This window comes from Nocardioides sp. QY071 (assembly GCF_029961765.1).
GTDB lineage: Bacteria > Actinomycetota > Actinomycetes > Propionibacteriales > Nocardioidaceae > Nocardioides.
The window spans coordinates 4,973,796-4,993,162 of sequence record NZ_CP124681.1 but is presented as its reverse complement, the minus strand read 5'-3'; the positions used below and the strand labels follow the sequence as shown (position 1 = coordinate 4,993,162).

Genomic DNA, 19,367 nt, shown 5'->3' with positions numbered 1-19,367 from the left:
CTGCAATCAGGCTGAGGCTGACGCGGAATGTCCAGAAGCTGAACACCGCCGTACGGCGGGGCGGACGACGCTCGCACCGCACGATCGACCACCCCTGACGGAGGAAACATGACCGACCTGCTCGTCCCCACCGACACCGCCGTGCTGCCGCAGGTACGCGAGTGGCTGTCGCGCCCCAAGGGCCTGTTCATCGGCGGGGCGTGGACCGACGCCGCCTCCGGCCGCACCTTCGAGACCCGCGACCCGGCCACCGGCCAGGTGCTCACCGAGGTCGCGCGCGGCGAGGCGGAGGACGTCGACCGCGCCGTCCGCGCCGCCCGCCGGGCCTTCGAGGGCGAATGGGCGCTGTGGACGCCGGCCCAGCGCCAGCGCCTGCTGTTCCGGATCGGCGAGGCGATCTACGAGCACGCCGAGGAGCTCGCCCAGCTCGAGGCGCTCGACAACGGCAAGTCCGCCGGTGTCGCGCAGGCCGTCGACGTCACCTGGGTCGCCGAGCTGTTCCAGTACTACGCCGGCTGGGCCACCAAGATCGAGGGCCGCACCATCCCCGTCTCGGTCCCGTGGGCGCCCGGCACCCAGTGGCACGCCTACACGCTGCGCGAGCCGGTCGGCGTCTGCGGCGCGATCGTGCCGTGGAACTTCCCGCTCCTGATGGCCGCCTTCAAGATCCCGGTCGCACTCACCTGCGGCAACACGGTGGTCCTCAAGCCGGCGGAGGACACCCCGCTGACCGCTCTCCGTCTCGCCGAGATCATGGCCGAGTGCGGCCTGCCGGACGGCGTCTTCAACGTCGTGACCGGGTACGGCGAGGCCGGGGCCGCGCTGGCCGCCCACGACGATGTCGACAAGATCGCGTTCACCGGCTCGACCGAGGTCGGCAAGCTGATCGTCGACGCCGCCAAGGGCAACCTGAAGAAGGTCAGCCTCGAGCTCGGCGGCAAGAGCCCCCAGGTCGTGTACGCCGACGCGAACCTCGACCTCGCGATCCCGGGCACCGCCTCGGGCTTCCTGTTCAACCACGGCCAGACCTGCACCAGCGGGACCCGGCTGCTCGTCGAGGACAAGATCTTCGAGGAGTTCACCCAGGGCGTCGCCGAGGTCGCTGCCGCCAGCAAGCTCGGTCCCGGCCTCGACCCCACCAGCGAGGTCGGCCCCCTCGTCTCGCAGACCCAGCTCGACCGGGTCCTCGGGTACGTCGACGCCGGGTTGCGCGACGGCGCCCGGGCGCTGACCGGCGGCCGCCGGCACGGCGACACCGGCTACTACGTCGAGCCCACCGTCCTGGTCGACGTCGACTCCTCGTTCAGCGTCTACCGCGAGGAGATCTTCGGCCCGGTCGTCGTCGCGACCCCGTTCAACGCGGAGCAGGGCGTGGCCGCGGCGGCCAACGACACGCCGTACGGACTGGCGGCCTCCGTCTGGACCCGGGACGTCACCAAGGCGCACCGCACCGCCCGCCAGATCAAGGCGGGCACGGTCTGGATCAACTGCCACAACGCCTTCGACGCCGCGATGCCCTTCGGTGGCTACAAGCAGTCCGGCTGGGGCCGCGAGCTCGGCGCCTCGGCGATCGACGCCTACACCGAGCAGAAGTCGGTCAACGCGCTGCTCGCGTGACTCGACTCGCCTGGGCGGCGGATCGGTCCACGACCGCCGCCCAGAGCGTCTCGATCGCCACCGACCGACCGAGCACTTTCTCGGCAGCGCGGTGTCCCGACCGGAGGGCGGCGGTGACCGTTGCCGGGTCCTCGGTCCAGGTCGCCTCGCCGGCCAGGTGCAGGACGCCGCCGACTGGTGTGGCGAGCACGTCGTGGTCCTCGGTCGTGGAGCCGACGGTCATGTAGGCGTAGGACCCGAGGGCGAAGGGGTCGTCGCGCCAGCGGGTCACCTCGACCGCCGTGGGGGTGATGTCGGCGTGGGGGTGGATCTCGCGCAGCGCAGCGAACACGGATGCGGTGATCGCTTCGTCGGTCCAGCCGCGGATCGCCTGTGCGCACGGACCTGCCGCGAACGTCAGCAGGGTCGGCACGCCGTGCAGCGGGGTGAGGTCGTACCAGGAGTGCCACCAGGCGGCGGCCGGTCCCTGGCGGCGGATCGCGTAGACGTCGGGCGCCCAGAACCGCTCGCGGAAGCTCAGGAACACCTTCTCGAAGTGGTTCATCTCGAGCCGGTCGAGGGCGCCGGCCAGGGGATCGGGCAGGGGCGGCTCGATGACGAGTGCCCCGGCCTTCAGCACCCCGACCGGGACGGTCACGATCGCCCGGTGGGCAGCCAGGTCGCGGTCGCCGCAGCGGACGACGACGCCGCCGTCCGTGCTCCACCGCAACCGGGTCACCACCTGCTCGAGACGCACGTCGACACCCTCGGCCAGGCGCCTGGCGAGGGCGTCGAAGCCGTCGGGGAAGACGACCTCGTCGCCCTCGACCTGGTCGTCGTCGAGGCCGTGCGCATCGAGGTCGCCGATCCACACGCCGTACTGCTCCTCGGTGCGGTGCCGCAGGAACTCGCGCACGCGCTCTCGACGATCGGCCGGCCACGCCAGCTCCGCCAGCGTCGTCTCGACCACGGTCTCGTACGACGTGCCGTGGCTCGAGGCCGCGACCGCCGTGGCGAGTCGCTCGTCGAAGGCGTGGACGTCGGCGGCGAACCGGTCCACCTGCGCCTGGTCGAGACGGACGCCTTCGGGGTCGTAGTAGGCGATCGGGCGGCTGTCGGGCTGGTAGCTGCCGACCGTGAGCTCCACGGTCGGCATGCCGAACGCTCGGACCGCGGCGAACAGCGGGTTGTCATCGATGCCGTGGATCCACGAGGCACCGAGGTCCGTCACGAGACCGTCGCTCCGCTGCGAGTGGGTCCGTCCGCCGACCCGGTCGCGGGCCTCGAGCACGACCACGCGCTGGCCGGCGGCGGCCAGCAGCCGGGCCGCGGTCAGGCCCGCGACCCCCGCCCCGACCACGACGGTGTCGATGTCGCTCATGAGCCGAGGCTAGGCGACCCAGCCCGATCCACCGACGGCTGGCTACTACGCGTCACCCCAGCTCGAGCACCAGGTCCCCGCCGTCGACGGGGTTCGTCCCGCGGATCGCGAGCCGCTCGACGACACCGCCCACCGGCGCGGTGATCGAGGCCTCCATCTTCATCGCCTCGATGGTGGCGACGGTGTCGCCGGCGGCGACCTCGTCGCCCTCGGCGACGGTGACGGTGACGACGCCCTGGAACGGGGCGGCGACGTGGCCGGGCTTCGCGGGGTCGGCCTTCTCGGCGGCGGCGACCTCGGCGGACACGGAGCGGTCGCGCACGGAGATCGGGCGGATCTGGCCGTTGAGGCGGGCCAGGACGGTGCGGTAGCCGCGCTCGTCGGGCTCGCCGATCGCCTCGAGCTCGACGAGGACACGCTTGCCCTCGTCGATGTCGACGGCGTGCTCGGTGTCGGGCTGGAGGCCGTAGAGGAACTCGGCCGTCGGTACGACGGACAGGTCGCCCCAGCGGGCCCGCGCCTCGGCGTACTCACGCGTCGGGCCGGGGAAGAGCAGCTCGTTCAGCGTCCCGCGCCGGTCGGAGACCAGCCCCGCCTCTGCCTCGGGCGACAGCTCCTCGGCGGGCGGGGTCCAGGGGCGGCCCTCGATCGCGCGGGAGCGGAAGGGCTCGGGCCAGCCGCCCGGCGGGTCGCCGAGCTCGCCGTGGAGGAACCCGATGACCGACGCCGGGATGTCGTACGACGACGGGTCGGCCGCGAACGCCTCTGCTGTCTGGATGGGGTCCGCGCCGGCGTTGATGGAGTTGGCCACGAGGGCGAGGGCCAGGTCGCCGATCACCTTGGAGGACGGGGTGACCTTGGGGACGCGGCCGAGGATGTCGTTGGCGGCGGCGTACATGTCCTCGACCTGCTCGAACTTCTCGCCGAGGCCGAGCGCGATCGCCTGCTGGCGCAGGTTGGAGAGCTGGCCGCCGGGGATCTCGTGGCGGTACACGCGCCCGGTCGGGGCGGGCAGCCCGGACTCGAAGGGCGCGTAGAGGCGGCGGACCGCCTCCCAGTAGGGCTCCAGCGCGTTGACGGCTGCCAAGGAGAGCCCCGTGGAGCGCTCCGAGTGGTCGGTGGCCGCGACCAGCGAGGACAGCGGCGGCTGGGAGGTGGTGCCGGCCATCGACGCGGTCGCGGCGTCGACGGCGTCCACCCCGGCCGCGATCGCGGCGGTGAGGGTGGCGAGCTGGCCGCCGGCGGTGTCGTGGGTGTGCAGGTGCACCGGCAGGTCGAACCGCTCGCGCAGCGCGGTCACCAGGGTGGTCGCGGCCGGGGCGCGGAGCAGGCCGGCCATGTCCTTGATCGCCAGCACGTGCGCGCCGGCGTCGACGATCCTCTCGGCCAGGTGCAGGTAGTAGTCGAGCGTGTACAGGTCCTCGCCCGGCGACGACAGGTCGCCGGTGTAGCAGAGCGCGACCTCGGCGACGGCGGTCCCGGTGGCGCGCACCGCGTCGATCGCGGGCCGCATCTGCTCGACGTCGTTGAGGGCGTCGAAGATCCGGAACACGTCGATCCCGGTGGCGGCGGCCTCCTCGACGAAGGCGTCCGTCACGGCGGTGGGGTACGGCGTGTAGCCGACCGTGTTGCGCCCGCGCAGCAGCATCTGCAGGCAGATGTTCGGCACGGCCGCGCGCAGCTTGGCCAGCCGGTCCCAGGGGTCCTCGGAGAGGAAGCGCAGCGCGACGTCGTACGTCGCCCCGCCCCAGCACTCCAGCGACCACAGCTCGGGCGTCATCCGGGCCACGTGCCCGGCCACGCCGACCAGGTCGTGGGTCCGCACGCGCGTGGCGAGCAGTGACTGGTGGGCGTCGCGGAAGGTCGTGTCGGTGACGGCCACGCCGGTCCGGGCGCGCAGCTCCGCGGCGAAGGCATCCGGGCCGACGGCGAGCAGCCGCTGCCGCGACCCGTCCGGCACGGCGGCCGCGAGGTCGAGAGAAGGGAGCTTCGCGACCGGGGCGACCGAGACGGGGATGCCACCGTGCGGCTGGTTGACCGTCACGTCGGCCAGGTAGGTGAGCAGCCGGGTGCCGCGGTCGCCCGACGCGCGGGCGGTCAGCAGCTGTGGGTGGGTCTCGATGAACGACGTCGTCACGGCGCCGGTGGAGGCGGCCGCGAAGTCGGGATCGTCGAGCAGCGCCTGCAGGAACGGGATGTTCGTGGCCACACCACGGATCCGGAACTCCGCCACCGCGCGTCGCGCGCGGGCGACGGCGTCCTCGAAGGTCCGGCCGCGGCAGGTGAGCTTGGCGAGCATCGAGTCGAAGTGTGGGCTGACCTCGGCGCCGGTGAAGGTGGTGCCGCCGTCGATCCGCACGCCCGCCCCACCCGGGGAGCGGTACGCCGTGATGGTGCCGGTGTCGGGACGGAACCCGTTGGCGGGGTCCTCGGTCGTGATCCGGCACTGCAGCGCGGCACCTCGCAACCGCACGGAGTCCTGGGCCAGCCCGAGGTCGGCGAGGGTCTCGCCGGACGCGATCCGCAGCTGGGCCTGGACCAGGTCGACGTCGGTGACCTCCTCGGTCACCGTGTGCTCGACCTGGATCCGCGGGTTCATCTCGATGAACACGTAGTTGCCCGCCGGGTCGAGCAGGAACTCCACGGTGCCGGCGCACGAGTAGCCGATCTCACGGGCGAAGCGCACCGCGTCGGCGCACATCCGCTCCCGCAGCTCCGGATCGAGGCCGGGTGCCGGGGCGATCTCGACGACCTTCTGGTGCCGCCGCTGCACCGAGCAGTCCCGCTCGAAGAGGTGGATCACCTCGCCGGTGCCGTCGGCCAGGATCTGCACCTCGATGTGCCGCGGGTCGACCACCGCCTGCTCGATGAAGACCGTCGGGTCGCCGAACGCGCCCTCGGCCTCGCGCATGCAGGTCTCGATCGCCTCGCGCAGCTGGGCCCGGTCGTCGACGCGGCGCATGCCTCGCCCGCCGCCACCGGCGACCGCCTTGACGAACAGCGGGGCCGGGATCGCCTCGGCCGCCGCGAGCAGGGCGTCGACGTCGGTCGACGGGTCCACGCTCTGCAGCGTCGGTACGCCGGCCGCCCTGGCGGCCGCGATCGCCCGCGCCTTGTTGCCGGTCAGGGTCAGCACCTCGGCCGAGGGACCGACGAAGGTGATGCCGGCCGCCGTACACGCCTCGGCCAGCGCCGGGTTCTCCGACAGGAAGCCGTAGCCCGGGTAGATCGCGTCCGCCCCACAGGCCACCGCCGCCGCCACGATCGCCTCGGGGTCAAGGTAGGACCGCACCGGGTGCCCGCGCTCGCCGATCTCGTAGGCCTCGTCGGCCTTCAACCGGTGCTCGGAGCCCCGGTCCTCGTGGGGGAACACGGCGACCGTCGCCGCCCCCAGCTCGTAGGCCGCACGGAAGGCACGGATCGCGATCTCGCCACGGTTGGCGACCAGGACCTTCGAGAACATCGGGACTCCTGCGGGATCTAGAGCGAGAGGCGGCGTACGTCGGCGGCCAGGTGGGCGAGGTGCGCGGTGAACCGGGCAGCCAGCGCGCCGTCGATCACCCGGTGGTCATAGGAGAGGCACAGCGGGAGCATCAGCCGGGGGACGAAGGTCTCGCCGTCCCAGACCGGTGCCATCTTCGAGCGTACGACGCCGAGGATGGCCACCTCGGGTGCGTTGACGATCGGCGTGAACGCGGTGCCGCCGATGCCCCCGAGGCTGCTGATCGTGAACGTCGCGCCCTGCATGTCGGTCGCGGTCAGCTTGCCGTCGCGCGCCCGGGACGAGAGGTCGGCGAGGTCGCGGCTGATCTCGAGGATGCCCTTGCGGTCGACGTCGCGCACGACCGGGACGACCAGGCCGTCGGGGGTGTCGACGGCGACGCCGACGTGCACGTAGTCCTTGAGCACGAGCTCCTCGCCGGACAGCGAGCTGTTGACCTCGGGGTACTTCCGCAGCGTCGCGGCCGCGGCCTTGAGCAGGAAGCTGAGCAGGGTGACCCGGTAGCCGTCGGCCTTCGCGGCCTCGTCGAGCTCGCGGCGGTAGGCGTCGAGGTCGGTGATGTCGGCCTCGTCGGAGTGCGTGACGTGGGGGACGTTGAGCCAGGACCGCTGCAGGTGCGGGCCGGAGATCTTCTTGATCCGAGAGAGGGGGACGCGGCGGACCGGGCCGAACTTCGAGAAGTCGACCTCGGGGACGGCCGGGATCCCCGCACCTGCGGGGGATCCGCCGGCCGCGGGTGCGACGGCGCGGTCGTAGTGGGTGAGCAGGTCCTGCTTGGTGACCCGGCCCTTCGGGCCGCTGCCGCTCACCGTGGTGAGGTCGACGTCGAGCTCGCGGGCGAGGCGTCGTACCAGCGGCGTGGCCCGCAGGCCGTCCTCGGAGGTCGAGGAGGGCGCGCTAGCGCCCGTCACGAGACCCGGTGAGGTGGTGCTGGGACCGTCGGCGGAGGTTCCGGGGTCTCGTGACGGTTGCTGCGCAACCTCCTCGACCTCCGGAGCGGCAGGCGCGGCCTCCGCGACAGCCATCTCCGCGACCGCGATCACGGTGCCCTGGCTGACCGTGTCGCCCACCTTCACCGAGACCGACACGATGGTGCCGTCGACGGGGGAGGGCACCTCCATGGTGGCCTTGTCGGTCTCCAGGGTGATGAGCGGGTCCTCGGCGCGCACGACGGCGCCGGGAGCGACGAGCACCTCGATGACGGGTACGTCGGAGAAGTCGCCGATGTCGGGAACGCGAATGTCGGTGCGGTTGTCCACTTCTGCTGTCCTCACGCGTGGGCCGGGTCGGCCCGGTCGGGGTCGATGCCGTACTTCTCGATCGCCTCGGCGACGACGTCGGGGGTGACGACGCCTTCGTCGGCCAGGCGGCGCAGGGCGGTGACGGCGATGAAGTGCCGGTCCACCTCGAAGTGCCGGCGCAGGTTGCGCCGGTAGTCGGAGCGGCCGAAGCCGTCGGTGCCCAGTGCGGTGTAGCTGCCGGGCACGAACCCGCGTATCTGGTCGGCGTACGCCTTCATGTAGTCGGTCGCGGCCACGACGGTCCCCGACGCGGAGCCGAGGCACTGCGCGACGTACGACGTCCGCGGCTCCTCCAGCGGGTGCAGGGTGTTCCACCGCTCGACGGCCAGGCCGTCGCGCCGCAGCTCGGTGAAGCTCGGCACGCTCCAGACGTTCGCCTTGACCTTGAAGTCCTTGGCGAGCAGCTCGGCGGCGGCGATCACCTCGCGCAGGATGGTGCCCGAGCCGAGCAGGTCGACCTTGGCGGCGCCGCGGCCCTTGCCGGGCTGCAGGAGGTACATCCCCTTGAGGATCCCGTCGGCGGCGCCCTCGGGCATCGGCGGGTGCTCGTAGTTCTCGTTCATCAGGGTCAGGTAGTAGAAGACGTCCTCCTGCTCGGCGTACATCCGGCGCAGGCCGTCGGCGACGATGACCGCCAGCTCGTAGGCGTACGTCGGGTCGTAGGCGACGCAGTTGGGGATCATCGCGGCCTGCAGGTGGCTGTGCCCGTCCTCGTGCTGGAGGCCCTCGCCGTTGAGCGTGGTCCGGCCGGCGGTGCCGCCGAGCAGGAAGCCGCGGGCGCGCATGTCGCCGGCGGCCCAGGCGAGGTCGCCGATCCGCTGGAACCCGAACATCGAGTAGTAGATGTAGAACGGGATCATCGCGGTGTCGTTGCTGGAGTACGACGTCGCGGCGGCGATCCACGACGACATCGCGCCGGCCTCGTTGATGCCCTCCTGGAGGATCTGGCCGCTGGCGTCCTCCTTGTAGAACATCAGCTGGTCGGCGTCCTCGGGCGTGTAGAGCTGCCCGCTCTGCGAGAAGATCCCGACCTGCCGGAACAGGCCCTCCATGCCGAAGGTGCGCGCCTCGTCGGGCACGATCGGGACGACCCGCTTCCCGATCTCCTTGTCCCGCAGCAGCTTGGTCAGGATCTGGACGAACGCCATGGTCGTCGAGATGGCGCGACCGTTGGAGCCGCCGGTCTGGCCGAGGGCCTCGACACCGGGCACGTTCAGCGCGGTCGACGTACGACGGCGCTCGGGCAGGTAGCCGCCGAGCTCCTTGCGCCGCGCGTGCAGGTAGGCGTGCTCCTCCGACCCCTCCGGGAAGGAGAGGTAGGGCAGATCGAGGAGCTGCTCGTCGGCGATCGGGATGGAGAACCGGTCGCGGAAGGCGCGCAGGGCGGGCTCGGCGACCTTCTTGGCCTGGTGGCTGATGTTCATGCCCTCGCCCGCCGAGCCGAGGCCGTAGCCCTTGACCGTCTTGGCCAGGATCACGGTGGGCGTGCCGGTGTGGGCGTTCGCGGCTGCGTAGGCGGCGTACACCTTCTGCGGGTCGTGACCGCCGCGGGTGAGCCGCCAGATCTCGTCGTCGCTCCAGCCGGCCACCATCTGCGCCAGCTCGGGGTCGACACCGAAGAAGTGCTCGCGGACGTAGGCGCCGTCCTTGGACTTGAAGGTCTGGTACTCGCCGTCGACGCACTCCATCATCCGTCGCTTCAGCGCGCCGGTGGTGTCCTTGGCGAGCAGCTCGTCCCAGCCGGAACCCCAGATCACCTTGATGACGTTCCAGCCGGCGCCGCGGAAGACGCCCTCGAGCTCCTGGATGATCTTGCCGTTGCCGCGCACCGGGCCGTCGAGGCGCTGCAGGTTGCAGTTGACGACGAAGACGAGGTTGTCGAGCTTCTCCCGCGCGGCCATCGAGATCGCGCCGAGCGACTCGGGCTCGTCGGTCTCGCCGTCGCCGAGGAAGGCCCAGACCTTGCGGCCCGCGGTGTCGGCGAGGCCCCGGGCGCGGAGGTACTTGAGGAAGCGGGCCTGGTAGATCGCCATCAGCGGGCCGAGGCCCATCGAGACGGTCGGGAACTGCCAGAAGTCGGGCATCAGCCACGGGTGGGGGTACGACGACAGCCCGTTGCCGCCGGTCTCCTGGCGGAAGCTGTCGAGCTGCGCCTCGGTCAGCCGGCCCTCGAGGAAGGCGCGGGCGTAGATGCCGGGGGAGAGGTGGCCCTGGACGTAGACCAGGTCGCCGCCGTGCTTCTCGGTCGGGGCGTGCCAGAAGTGCTGGAAGCCGACGTCGTACAGGGTCGCGGCGGACTGGAAGCTGGCGAGGTGGCCGCCGAGCTCGGTGGAGTCCTTGTTGGCGCGCAGCACCATGGCGAGCGCGTTCCAGCGGATCGCGGAGCGGATCCGGTGCTCGACCGCGCGGTCACCGGGATGGGTCGGCTCGTCGTCGGCCGGGACGGTGTTGACGTACGGCGTGGTCGCCACGAACGGCACGCGGGACCCGAGGCGCTGGGCCTCCTCGAGCACCTGGTCGAGCAGGTACTTCGTGCGCGCCTCGCCCTCGAACTCCAGGACGGCCGCGAGCGCGTCGCGCCACTCCTGGGTCTCGGCAGGATCGATGTCGGTCAACGGAGGTCCTCGGGTCGGTGGTGATGGCCGTCACCATCCTCTGATCCCGGCTGGAATGCGTCCAATGCCTAGTTTTCGGTTGATCTATGCATCAGCAACATGGATCTTCCGGCTCGTCCGAAGCACGTGCTCGCGGAAGTGCGCGGACGCCGGCGGCAGGCTCCGGTCGCGGACCCAGGCCAGCCCGATCTCGCGCGAGGCGCGCACGTCCTTGACCCGGATCGAGGGTGCGGCCGGGGACGCGCCACCGCGCGGCTCGGGCAGCAGCGCGACACCGAGGCCCGCCGAGACCAGGCCGCGCAGGGTCTCGACCTCCTCGCCCTCGAACCCGATCCGCGGTGCGAAGCCGACCTCGGCGCACAGGTCCTCGGTGACCGTGCGCAGGCTGAAGCCGGGCTTGAGCACGATGAACTGCTCGTCCCGGACGTCCTCGAGGCGAGCCGTACGGCGACGGGCGAGCCAGTGGTCCGGCGGTACGACGAGCCGCAGCGGCTCGAGGAACAGCCGCCGGCTCTCCAGCTGGGGCAGGCCCGGCCGGTCGCCGGTGATGGCGAGGTCGACCGCGCCGCCGAGCAGGTCGTCGATCAGCCCCTCGTCGCCGTGCTGGCGCAGGTCGAAGCGCACCTGGGGCCGCTTGGCGCGGAACTCGCGGATCAGCTCGGGCACCAGCCAGGTGCCGAGCGTGTGCAGGAAGGCGACGGGCACGAAGCCCCCGTCCGGCGCGGTGATGTCCTGCACCGAGCGCACCCCGCGCTCGTAGGACTCGATCGTCTCCCGCGCATGGAGGGCCAGCTCTCGGCCGGCCGGCGTCAGCACCAGGCCGCGCCCGACCCGCTGGAACAGCGGCGTGCCCACCTCGCGCTCGAGCCGGGCCAGTGCGCGGGACACGGCGGGCTGGGTGCGGTGCACCTGCTCGGCCGTCTCGGTCACGGTGCTGCCGTCGGCCACGGCAAGGAATGCGCGGATGGTGTCCAGCTCCATGAACCCATGTTCTCAGCGCATGGGTTTGCCGGCCAGGTCCACGGTGTCGGGTTCTCCGGCGCCCCCTACGTTCTGGTCGCGTGCCGCGCGAGTTCGCAGCCAATTCGTATGGGGCGCCGAGAGAACCCGGCCCGACCTCAGGTGAGCTCGTTCAGGATCGCGGCGCGCAGCTCGGCCAGGCGGTCGCCCACCCCGGTGGCCCGGTCGACCAGGTCCGCGCCGGCGGCCGCCCGGTCGGGAGTCGTCAGGTCGAGCAGGTCGAGGACGTCGTACGGGTCCCAGCGGTCGTAGGCGATGCACTGGAACCGCGCTCCGGCCTTGGTGCGGCGCTGGGAGATGCCGACCAGCTTGCGGCCGCCGACGAGCACCTCGCCCGGGCCGAGCGCCGCGAAGCAGACCAGCCGACCCCACGGCGTCTGCTCGAGCCCGCCGCGGTACAGCTCGGAGTCGATCCCCAGGCGCGCCAGCGCCCGCTGCCACGCCTCGCCGAGCCAGTACACCGACTCCCGCACGTCGTCGCTCCACCGCTCGTCGTGGCGCGGCACCACGACGTCGACCCACACCGACCGCGCAGGGTCGACGTGGACCGCGCCGCCGCCGCTGCGTCGTCGTACGACGTCGATGTGAGCGGCGGCCGTCGCCTCCGCCGAGGCGGTCGTGTGGTCCTGGGCGCTGCCGAGGACCAGTGCCGGGGCGGAGGGCTCGAAGGACCACACCTCCGCCTCGGCGAGGTCGTCCGGGATCACCCGGGCGTGGAAGTCCGCGATCGAGCCGGTGACGTGGCGCAGCTGCACGCCTGGATTCTGCCGCAGAGGCTGGCAGGCTCCGTCCCGGGTAGCGCATGCCCATGAAGGCCAGCGGATGGGCGATCCCGGCCGCGGTGGTCGCCGGGGTGGCTGGGGTGGCGGCTCGTGACCTCAGGCAGCGCAAGCACGCGCTGCTGCGCAACTTCCCGGTTCTCGGCCACGCGCGCTACCTGCTGGAGGCGATCGGTCCTGAGCTGCGGCAGTACGTCGTCGCGGGCAACGACGAGGAGCGACCGTTCTCCCGCGACCAACGGCGCTGGATCTACGCCTCGTCGAAGCTGGAGAACAACTACTTCGGCTTCGGCACCGACAACGACGTCGAGCACACCGAGGGCTACACGATCATCAAGCACCGCACCTTCGGCGACATGGCGCCGCCCTCCCACACCCACGCGGGAGAGGAGACACCGCTGCCGTCGGCGAAGGTGCTCGGCGCGGCCCGCGGGCGTCCGGCCGCCTTCCGGCCGGAGTCGCTGGTCAACATCTCGGCGATGAGCTTCGGCTCGCTGTCGCACACCGCCATCGAGGCCCTCAACCGCGGCGCGGCCCTGGCCGACTGTCTGCACAACACCGGGGAGGGCGGGCTGTCGCTGTACCACCGCAACGGCGGTGAGCTCGTGCTGCAGATCGGCACCGGCTACTTCGGCTGTCGCGACAGCCGCGGCCGTTTCGACCTGCAGCGGCTCAAGGACGTCGTGGCCGGTGCGCCCGTACGGGCGATCGAGGTCAAGCTCAGCCAGGGAGCGAAGCCCGGACTCGGCGGCCTCCTGCCCGGGGCGAAGGTGACGGCGGAGATCGCGGAGATCCGCGGGATCGAACAGGGCAAGGACTGCGTGAGCCCCTCGCGGCACGCCGAGTTCTCCGACGTCGACAGCCTGCTGGACTGGGTCGAGCTGATCGCCGCCGAGACGGGGCTCCCGGTCGGCATCAAGGCAGCGGTCGGAGTGATGGACTTCTGGGAGGACCTCGTCGCCCAGATGGGCAGCACCGGCAGGGGAGTCGACTTCGTGACCGTCGACGGCGGCGAGGGCGGCACCGGCGCCGCGCCGATGATCTTCAGCGACTCGGTGTCGCTGCCGTTCCGCTTCGGCTTCCCGCGGGTGTACGCCGCGTTCGCGCGTGCCGGTCTCGCCGACGACGTGACCTTCGTCGGGTCGGGCAAGCTGGGCCTTCCCGACAACGCCGTCGTCGCTCTCGCGCTCGGGTGCGACATGGTCAACGTCGGGCGGGAGGCGATGCTGTCGATCGGCTGCATCCAGGCACAGAAGTGCCACACCGACACCTGTCCCACCGGGGTGGCGACGCAGAACCGTTGGCTGGCCCACGGCCTCGACCCCGCCCTCAAGTCGGTTCGGTACGCCAACTACGTGAAGACGCTGCGTCGCGACCTGCTGAAGGTCAGCGAGACGTGCGGGGTCGTGCACCCGGGCCTCATCGACGCCGGTGACATCGAGATCCTGTTCGCGCAGCGCGAGACCCTCTCCTTGCGCGAGCTGGTCGGCTACGAGCCGGGCTGGGGTGGCGTCTCCGAGCGGGACCGGGCGGCGATCACCGCGCTCATGGCCGGCGCGCCGAGCGGGGGCTCACGACCTGAGTCGCCCACCGCGACCGGCTGAGGGCCGTCGCGTCGAGGACGCCCGGACCACCAGGTCGGTCGCGAGGTCGGCGCGGACCGTGGGAGGGGCGCCGGCCAGCGTCGCGGCCAGTGCGTCGACCGCGGCGGTGATCGTCTCGGCGGGGCGCAGGGAGACGGTGCTGATGGGCGGCGACGTGGAGGCGTACGTCGGGTCCTCGCTCGCGGTGACGACGAGCACGTCGTCGGGCACCCGGAGCCCGAGGGCGTCGGCGGCGGCGAGGACGCCGCGTCCGCTGTCGTCGAGCAGCCCGTAGACCGCGTCGGCGCCCTCGCGGAGCAGGCGCTCGGCCTCGGCGCGACCGACCGGGTCGGTGCTGTCGAGCAGGGCGATCCGCGGCGTGCGCACCTGGGCGCGGTACGCCGCCACGCAGTCGCGCGTGTAGTGGTCGGAGGTGTTCTGCGCGAGCAGCGCGATCCGCCGGGCGCCCTGCTCGCGCAGGTGGCCGAGCACCTTCGCCATGGTCGCGGCGTGGTCGTTGTCGACCCAGGAGTCGCGGGGGCCGAGCTGGTGGGGCTGGCCGTCGAAGGCGATTGGGATGCCGCGGGCACGCAGCACCTCGGCCGCGGGGTCGCCCTCAGGGGAGTCGAGCAGGACCACGCCGTCGGCCGCCACCGCGTGCCAGCCGTCGACGTCGAGGCTGGCGGGCAGCACGGTGAGGGCGTAGCCGTGGGCGTGCGCCGCGGACGTGGCGGCGGCGACCATCTGGGCGTAATAGGCGACCTCGGCGAAGTTCCAGGTCTGCTCGCCGAAGGTGGTGACCGCCAGGGCCAGGACGCCGGTGCGGCCCGTGCGCAGGGTGCGGCCAGCGGCATTGGGCCGGTAGCCCATCGACGCGGCCACCTCGCGCACCCGGGTCCGGGTCGCGGCCGAGGCGCGGCCGGTGTCGTTGAGGGCGTTGGACACCGTCGCCACGGACACCCCGGCGGCGCGGGCGACGTCGAGGGCGGTCGGCCTCATCTGCGGAACCCCTTGTGGTTAATGGATTAATCACCCACGGTACTGCCCATGCCCATCCGTTCCTCCCGCCCCGGGACCGTCTTCTCGCGCACCGCCGTCGACGCCGCCGCCGTCGACCACGCGCTCGCCGGCGTGCGCGACGCCTGCTTCTGGATCGAGGACCTGCCCGGCCGAGCCGACCATCCGCAGCTGAGGAGCGCGATCGACACCGACCTGCTGGTGGTCGGCGGCGGCTACACCGGCCTCTGGACGGCCGTGGTCGCCAAGCAGCGCGAGCCCGGCCGTCGGGTCGTTCTCCTCGAGGCCGCCCGGATCGGCTGGGCGGCGTCGGGCCGCAACGGCGGCTTCTGTGCCGCGAGCATCACCCACGGCGAGGAGAACGGCCGGTCCCGCTGGCCCGGTCAGTACGACGAGCTGGAGCGGCTCGGGATCGCCAACCTGGACGCCATCGAGGCCACCGTCGGCGAGTACGCCATGGACTGCGACTACGAGCGCACCGGCGAGCTGGACGTGGCGACCGAGCCGCACCAGGTCGAGGACCTGCGGGCCAGCGGTGCGGAGGTCATCGAGGCGGACGCGCTGCGCAGGCTGGTCGCCAGCCCGACGTACCTCGCCGGCGTGCTCGACCCCGACGTCGCGCTGGTCCACCCGGCCAAGCTGGCGCAGGAGCTGGCCCGCGTGGCCACCGACCTGGGGGTCGAGATCTTCGAGGGCACCCGCGCGACGGGCATCTCCGGCGACGGCCGGCAAGGGCCGGTCACGGTGACGACCACGACCGGCACCGTCCGCGCCCGTCGGGTCGCGCTGGCCACCAACGTCTTCCCGAGCCTGCTCGCGCGCTATCGCATGCACACCGTGCCGGTCTACGACTACGCCTTGATGACCGAGCCGCTGAGCGCCGAACAGCTCGCATCGATCGGCTGGGAGGGCCGCCAGGGCGTCGGCGACCTGGCCAACCAGTTCCACTACTACCGGCTCAGCCGCGACAACCGCATCCTGTGGGGCGGGTACGACGCGATCTACCACTACGGGCGCAAGGTCCGGCCGTCATACGAGCACCGCCCGGAGACCTACCGCCGCCTCGCCGAGCACTTCCTGACCACCTTCCCGCAGCTGGAGGGCCTGCGCTTCGGCCACCGGTGGGCCGGCGCGATCGACACCTCGACGCGGTTCTGCGCCTTCCACGGAAGGGCCATGAACGGCCGGGTCGCCCACACCGCCGGATTCACCGGCCTCGGGGTGGGGGCGTCCCGGTTCGCGGCCGAGGTGATGCTCGACCGCCTCGCCGGCCTCGACACCGAACGCACCCGCCTCGACATGGTGCGCCGGATGCCGATGCCCTTCCCGCCGGAGCCGGTCGCCTCGATCGGCATCCAGACCACGCGCTGGGCGCTCGACCGGGCCGATCACCGCGGCGGCCGCCGCAACGCCTGGCTGCGTACCCTCGACGCCCTCGGACTGGGGTTCGACTCGTGACCGTCCCCGACCTCCCCGTCGCCCGCCTCGTCGACGCGACCGCGCTCGCCGTCGAGCACGAGCCCGCCGACGGCGTCGTGTCCGGTACGCCGAGCGTCGGGGTCGTCGAGCTCGGCACCTTCAAGGAGGTCGAGCTGGGGATCTGGGAGATCACGACCGGTGTGGTCCGCGACGTCGAGGCCGACGAGTTGTTCGTCGTACTCGAGGGCGAGGGCACGGTGCGCTTCGAGGACGGCAGCGAGGTGGAGCTGGTGCCCGGGGCCATCGTGCGGCTGCACGAGGGGGAGCGGACCGAGTGGACGATCCGCACCCGGCTGCGGAAGGTCTACCTCGCGTAGGAGTCAGGCTCAGGCCGGCACCGCCACTGCACTCCGAACGGCGTCCGCGAGCTCGTCGCGCGTGACCCCTCCGGGGACCCGCGGCTGCCAGCCTTCGCGCAGCTGCGCGCGGACCTGCTCGCGCACCGGCTCGAGGACGGTCGGCAATGCGAACATCCCGAAGTAAGGACCGATCACCGGCATCCAGTCCGGGTGGTCGTGCGCCGCGTCGGCGATGACGTCCCAGCCGACGGGGCCGTCGGCGGCGACGGGCTCATGGCGCCAGCGGGCATGCATGGTCGCGTCGACGGCGCAGTGGTCGTCGTACCAGGGCAGCAGCTCGGCCTCCGCCCACGCGTCCATCGCGCCGGCCCACTCGGTGTCCGGGAGGCTGTCGACGACGTCGGCGAGCCTTCCGGCCGCCGCCATGCCGAGGCTGAGGCCGCGCGCGGCCATCGGGTTGGTGACGAGCAGGGCGTCGCCGATGGCGAGCAGGCCGGTCGCGGACGACGGCTGGCGGTGGAAGCGGTTGACCAGGCCGGCGCCGGCGCGCACCGGCCCGATCGGCTCGGCGCGGTCGGGAGCGGTCCACGTCGCGATGCCGGGGAGCATCGCCGAGGCGACGTCATGGGCCGCCTCCTCCCGCAGCAGGGCGAGCTCGTGGTCCTCGGCGCGACGGACGACGAGTGTCTGGAAGGTGTCGGCGTCCTGGACGAAGACCATCTCCATGAAGCCGTCGTGGGGGATCGCGAGGCCCGGGCCGGGCTCGACCGGGCCCGGCCCGGCCCCGGGCAGCAGCCGGTACTCGCGGGCGACGTACGCGAACGGTGCCGCCGTCTCCTGTGCCTGCGGGCGCAGGTCATGGCCGAGGTGGCCGGCCTTGCCGCCCGCGTCGACGACGAGGTCGGAGCGCACCAGCTCGCTGTCGACGACGACGCCCGTGACCCGGTCGCCCGCGCGCACCAGGGCATCGACGTGGCCGGTCCGCCGCATGATCCCGGGCTCGCGGTCCGCGCACGACCACAGCACCCGCTCCATCGTCGACCGGCGCAGGTGCAGGCCGGCGGTGAACGGCGGTGCCCCGTGCGGCACGGCGGCGTACGCCGCCCCGGTGTCGAGCAGCGCCTGGTGCACGTCGGGCAGACGCGACTCGAGGAACAGTCGGCCGGGGCCGCGCAGGCCCTGCGGCAGGCGGAACTGCATGACGCCGACCCGGTCCCAGGTCCCGTCCGCGCGCGGCCCGGGGTCGCGGTCGACCAGCGTCACCTGATGACCGGTCCGGGCCAGCAGCAGCGCTGCCGTCGTTCCCGACGGGCCGGCGCCCACGATCGTCACCTTCATGGCTACCCCCTGTATTGTGGTGACCCGAGACGTATTCGTTACATCGAGAGTAACTCCAATGACTGAGACCGGCAAGAGGTCCTACTCGTCCGACCTGCGTGCCGAGCAGGCCCGCGCCACCCGGCAGCGGATCGTCGCGGCCGCGGGCGAGCTGTTCGCCGCCCACGGGTACGCCGCGACCACGATCGACGATGTCGCGAGGGCCGCCGGGGTGAGTCGCAAGACCGTGTTCACCGCCGTCGGCGGCAAGGTCGTGCTGGTCAAGCTCGCGTTCGACTGGGCGGTCGCCGGCGACGACGAGGACGTCCCGATGATGGAGCGACCGGTCATCCAGCGGCTGCGCGCCTCGACCGACCCGGTCGAGGTCATCGACGGGTATGCCGCCCATCTCGCCGAGACCATGCCGCGGGTCGCGCCGATCGCGCTGGCCGTCGAGGCCGCCGCGGCGTCCGGTGATCCCGACGCCGTCGCGCTGCTCGAGGACGTGCGGCGGCAGCGGCTGTTCGGCATGACGATGATGGCCCGCCAGCTGCACGACCTGCGCGGCCTGCGCCGCGGGCTCGGCGTACCGGCCGCGGCGGACCTGCTGTGGCTGATGACCGACCCGGCGCCGTACGACCTCCTGGTGCGGCAGCGCGGCTGGACCCCCAGGAAGTACGCCGACTGGCTGGCTCGCGCGACCCGGGCCAGTGTCCTGCGCCCCGAACTCGTGGACGGGTGACGCTGGTCACGGCACGGGCGGGTAGCCTCCCGACGTGCCTCAGATCGTCGTCCTGACCGGTGCCGGCATCTCCGCCGAGAGCGGGGTGCCGACCTTCCGCGACGCCGACGGGCTGTGGGAGGGGCACCGCGTCGAGGACGTCGCGACGCCGGAGGGCTTCGAGCGGGACCGGGCGACGGTGCAGCGGTTCTACGACGAGCGCCGCGCCGCGCTGGAGACCGTCGAGCCCAACGCCGCCCACCACGCCCTGGCCGAGCTCGAGGAGACCCTCGGCACCGGCCTGCTCGTGGTCACCCAGAACATCGACGACCTGCACGAGCGTGCGGGGTCGCGCAACGTGATCCACATGCACGGTGAGCTGCTCAAGGCGCTGTGCCGCTCCTGCGGGGTCGCCTCTCCGTGGACCGGCACCCTCCTCGACGAGCCGGCCTGCCCCGGCTGCGGCGCCCACGAGCTGCGGCCCGACGTCGTCTGGTTCGGCGAGGTGCCCTACGAGATGGACCGGATCGCCGACGCCCTCTCGGAGGCCAGCATCTTCGTGTCCATCGGCACCTCCGGCGCGGTCTACCCGGCGGCCGGGTTCGTCCAGCACGCCCGGCGCCACGGCGCCCGCACCCTCGAGCTCAACCTCGAGCCCAGCGAGGGCAGCCACTTCTTCCACGAGTCCCGGCAGGGCCGGGCCGGGGACCTGGTGCCGTTGTGGGCGCGCGAGGTGCTCTGGACCTGACGCCGACGG

14 protein-coding genes are annotated in these 19,367 nt (G+C 72.4%); 6 read left to right on the top strand and 8 right to left on the bottom strand.

Annotated features, from left to right (window positions below):
• Positions 1-108 precede the first annotated feature (108 nt).
• A complete protein-coding gene (locus QI633_RS24060) occupies positions 109-1,617 on the top strand; it encodes an aldehyde dehydrogenase family protein (protein ID WP_141797012.1) in 1,509 nt (502 codons plus the stop codon).
• On the opposite strand, the gene QI633_RS24055 is transcribed toward QI633_RS24060, so the two are convergent.
• The 6 genes from QI633_RS24055 to QI633_RS24030 all read right to left on the bottom strand — a co-directional run bounded on the left by QI633_RS24055 (position 1,598) and on the right by QI633_RS24030 (position 12,170).
• Positions 1,598-2,977, bottom strand: coding sequence for an NAD(P)/FAD-dependent oxidoreductase (locus tag QI633_RS24055; RefSeq protein ID WP_282427299.1), 1,380 nt, complete (start codon positions 2,975-2,977; stop codon positions 1,598-1,600). The genes QI633_RS24060 and QI633_RS24055 overlap by 20 nt on opposite strands.
• A gap of 52 nt (positions 2,978-3,029) precedes the next feature.
• Positions 3,030-6,440, bottom strand: coding sequence for a pyruvate carboxylase (locus tag QI633_RS24050; RefSeq protein ID WP_282427298.1), 3,411 nt, complete (start codon positions 6,438-6,440; stop codon positions 3,030-3,032).
• A 17-nt stretch (positions 6,441-6,457) separates the two neighbouring features.
• Positions 6,458-7,738 carry a dihydrolipoyllysine-residue acetyltransferase gene (gene aceF, locus QI633_RS24045; protein WP_282427297.1) on the bottom strand — a complete coding sequence of 427 codons (1,281 nt, stop codon included), beginning with the start codon at positions 7,736-7,738 and terminating at the stop codon, positions 6,458-6,460.
• Positions 7,739-7,749: 11 nt separating this feature from the next.
• Entirely contained in the window at positions 7,750-10,395 is a 2,646-nt protein-coding gene (gene aceE / locus QI633_RS24040; RefSeq protein WP_282427296.1) for a pyruvate dehydrogenase (acetyl-transferring), homodimeric type, read from the bottom strand.
• Between the two features lie 84 nt (positions 10,396-10,479).
• The gene (locus QI633_RS24035; protein WP_282427295.1) at positions 10,480-11,376 is read right to left on the bottom strand and encodes a LysR family transcriptional regulator; all 897 of its coding nucleotides are present in this window, start codon (positions 11,374-11,376) and stop codon (positions 10,480-10,482) included.
• Between the two features lie 137 nt (positions 11,377-11,513).
• Entirely contained in the window at positions 11,514-12,170 is a 657-nt protein-coding gene (locus QI633_RS24030; protein ID WP_282427294.1) for a hypothetical protein, read from the bottom strand.
• Between the two features lie 53 nt (positions 12,171-12,223).
• Between QI633_RS24030 and QI633_RS24025 the strand changes: the two genes are divergently transcribed.
• Entirely contained in the window at positions 12,224-13,798 is a 1,575-nt protein-coding gene (locus QI633_RS24025) for an FMN-binding glutamate synthase family protein (RefSeq protein ID WP_282427293.1), read from the top strand.
• Here the strand turns inward: QI633_RS24025 and QI633_RS24020 are convergent.
• Positions 13,766-14,776, bottom strand: coding sequence for a LacI family DNA-binding transcriptional regulator (locus QI633_RS24020; RefSeq protein WP_282427292.1), 1,011 nt, complete (start codon positions 14,774-14,776; stop codon positions 13,766-13,768). The two genes, QI633_RS24025 and QI633_RS24020, sit on opposite strands and share 33 nt — an antisense overlap.
• A 48-nt stretch (positions 14,777-14,824) precedes the next feature.
• Here QI633_RS24020 and QI633_RS24015 point away from each other — a divergent pair, with 48 nt between their 5' ends.
• Together QI633_RS24015 and QI633_RS24010 are read left to right on the top strand one after the other, a co-directional pair.
• Entirely contained in the window at positions 14,825-16,252 is a 1,428-nt protein-coding gene (locus QI633_RS24015) for an FAD-dependent oxidoreductase (RefSeq protein ID WP_282427291.1), read from the top strand.
• Positions 16,249-16,590 carry a cupin domain-containing protein gene (locus QI633_RS24010; protein ID WP_282427290.1) on the top strand — a complete coding sequence of 114 codons (342 nt, stop codon included), beginning with the start codon at positions 16,249-16,251 and terminating at the stop codon, positions 16,588-16,590. Before QI633_RS24015 ends, QI633_RS24010 begins: the two co-directional genes overlap by 4 nt.
• A 9-nt stretch (positions 16,591-16,599) precedes the next feature.
• Here the strand turns inward: QI633_RS24010 and QI633_RS24005 are convergent, their stop codons facing one another.
• Positions 16,600-17,910, bottom strand: coding sequence for an FAD-dependent oxidoreductase (locus QI633_RS24005; protein ID WP_282427289.1), 1,311 nt, complete (start codon positions 17,908-17,910; stop codon positions 16,600-16,602).
• Positions 17,911-17,968: 58 nt separating this feature from the next.
• Between QI633_RS24005 and QI633_RS24000 the strand changes: the two genes are divergently transcribed.
• Both QI633_RS24000 and QI633_RS23995 read left to right on the top strand, forming a co-directional pair.
• The gene (locus QI633_RS24000; RefSeq protein WP_141797023.1) at positions 17,969-18,631 is read left to right on the top strand and encodes a TetR/AcrR family transcriptional regulator; all 663 of its coding nucleotides are present in this window, start codon (positions 17,969-17,971) and stop codon (positions 18,629-18,631) included.
• Positions 18,632-18,665: 34 nt separating this feature from the next.
• On the top strand, positions 18,666-19,358 hold the full coding sequence (locus QI633_RS23995) for an NAD-dependent deacylase (RefSeq protein WP_141797024.1): 693 nt from the start codon (positions 18,666-18,668) through the stop codon (positions 19,356-19,358).
• Positions 19,359-19,367 lie beyond the last annotated feature (9 nt).

Bases quoted from the DNA above. Each gene is read 5' to 3' on its own strand.
- QI633_RS24060 (WP_141797012.1), top strand. From the start codon at position 109: ATGACCGACCTGCTCGTCCCCACCGACACCGCCGTGCTGCCGCAGGTA.
- QI633_RS24055 (WP_282427299.1), bottom strand. From the start codon at position 2,977: ATGAGCGACATCGACACCGTCGTGGTCGGGGCGGGGGTCGCGGGCCTG.
- QI633_RS24050 (WP_282427298.1), bottom strand. From the start codon at position 6,440: ATGTTCTCGAAGGTCCTGGTCGCCAACCGTGGCGAGATCGCGATCCGT.
- QI633_RS24035 (WP_282427295.1), bottom strand. From the start codon at position 11,376: ATGGAGCTGGACACCATCCGCGCATTCCTTGCCGTGGCCGACGGCAGC.
- QI633_RS24025 (WP_282427293.1), top strand. From the start codon at position 12,224: ATGAAGGCCAGCGGATGGGCGATCCCGGCCGCGGTGGTCGCCGGGGTG.
- QI633_RS24020 (WP_282427292.1), bottom strand. From the start codon at position 14,776: ATGAGGCCGACCGCCCTCGACGTCGCCCGCGCCGCCGGGGTGTCCGTG.
- QI633_RS24015 (WP_282427291.1), top strand. From the start codon at position 14,825: ATGCCCATCCGTTCCTCCCGCCCCGGGACCGTCTTCTCGCGCACCGCC.
- QI633_RS24005 (WP_282427289.1), bottom strand. From the start codon at position 17,910: ATGAAGGTGACGATCGTGGGCGCCGGCCCGTCGGGAACGACGGCAGCG.
- QI633_RS24000 (WP_141797023.1), top strand. From the start codon at position 17,969: ATGACTGAGACCGGCAAGAGGTCCTACTCGTCCGACCTGCGTGCCGAG.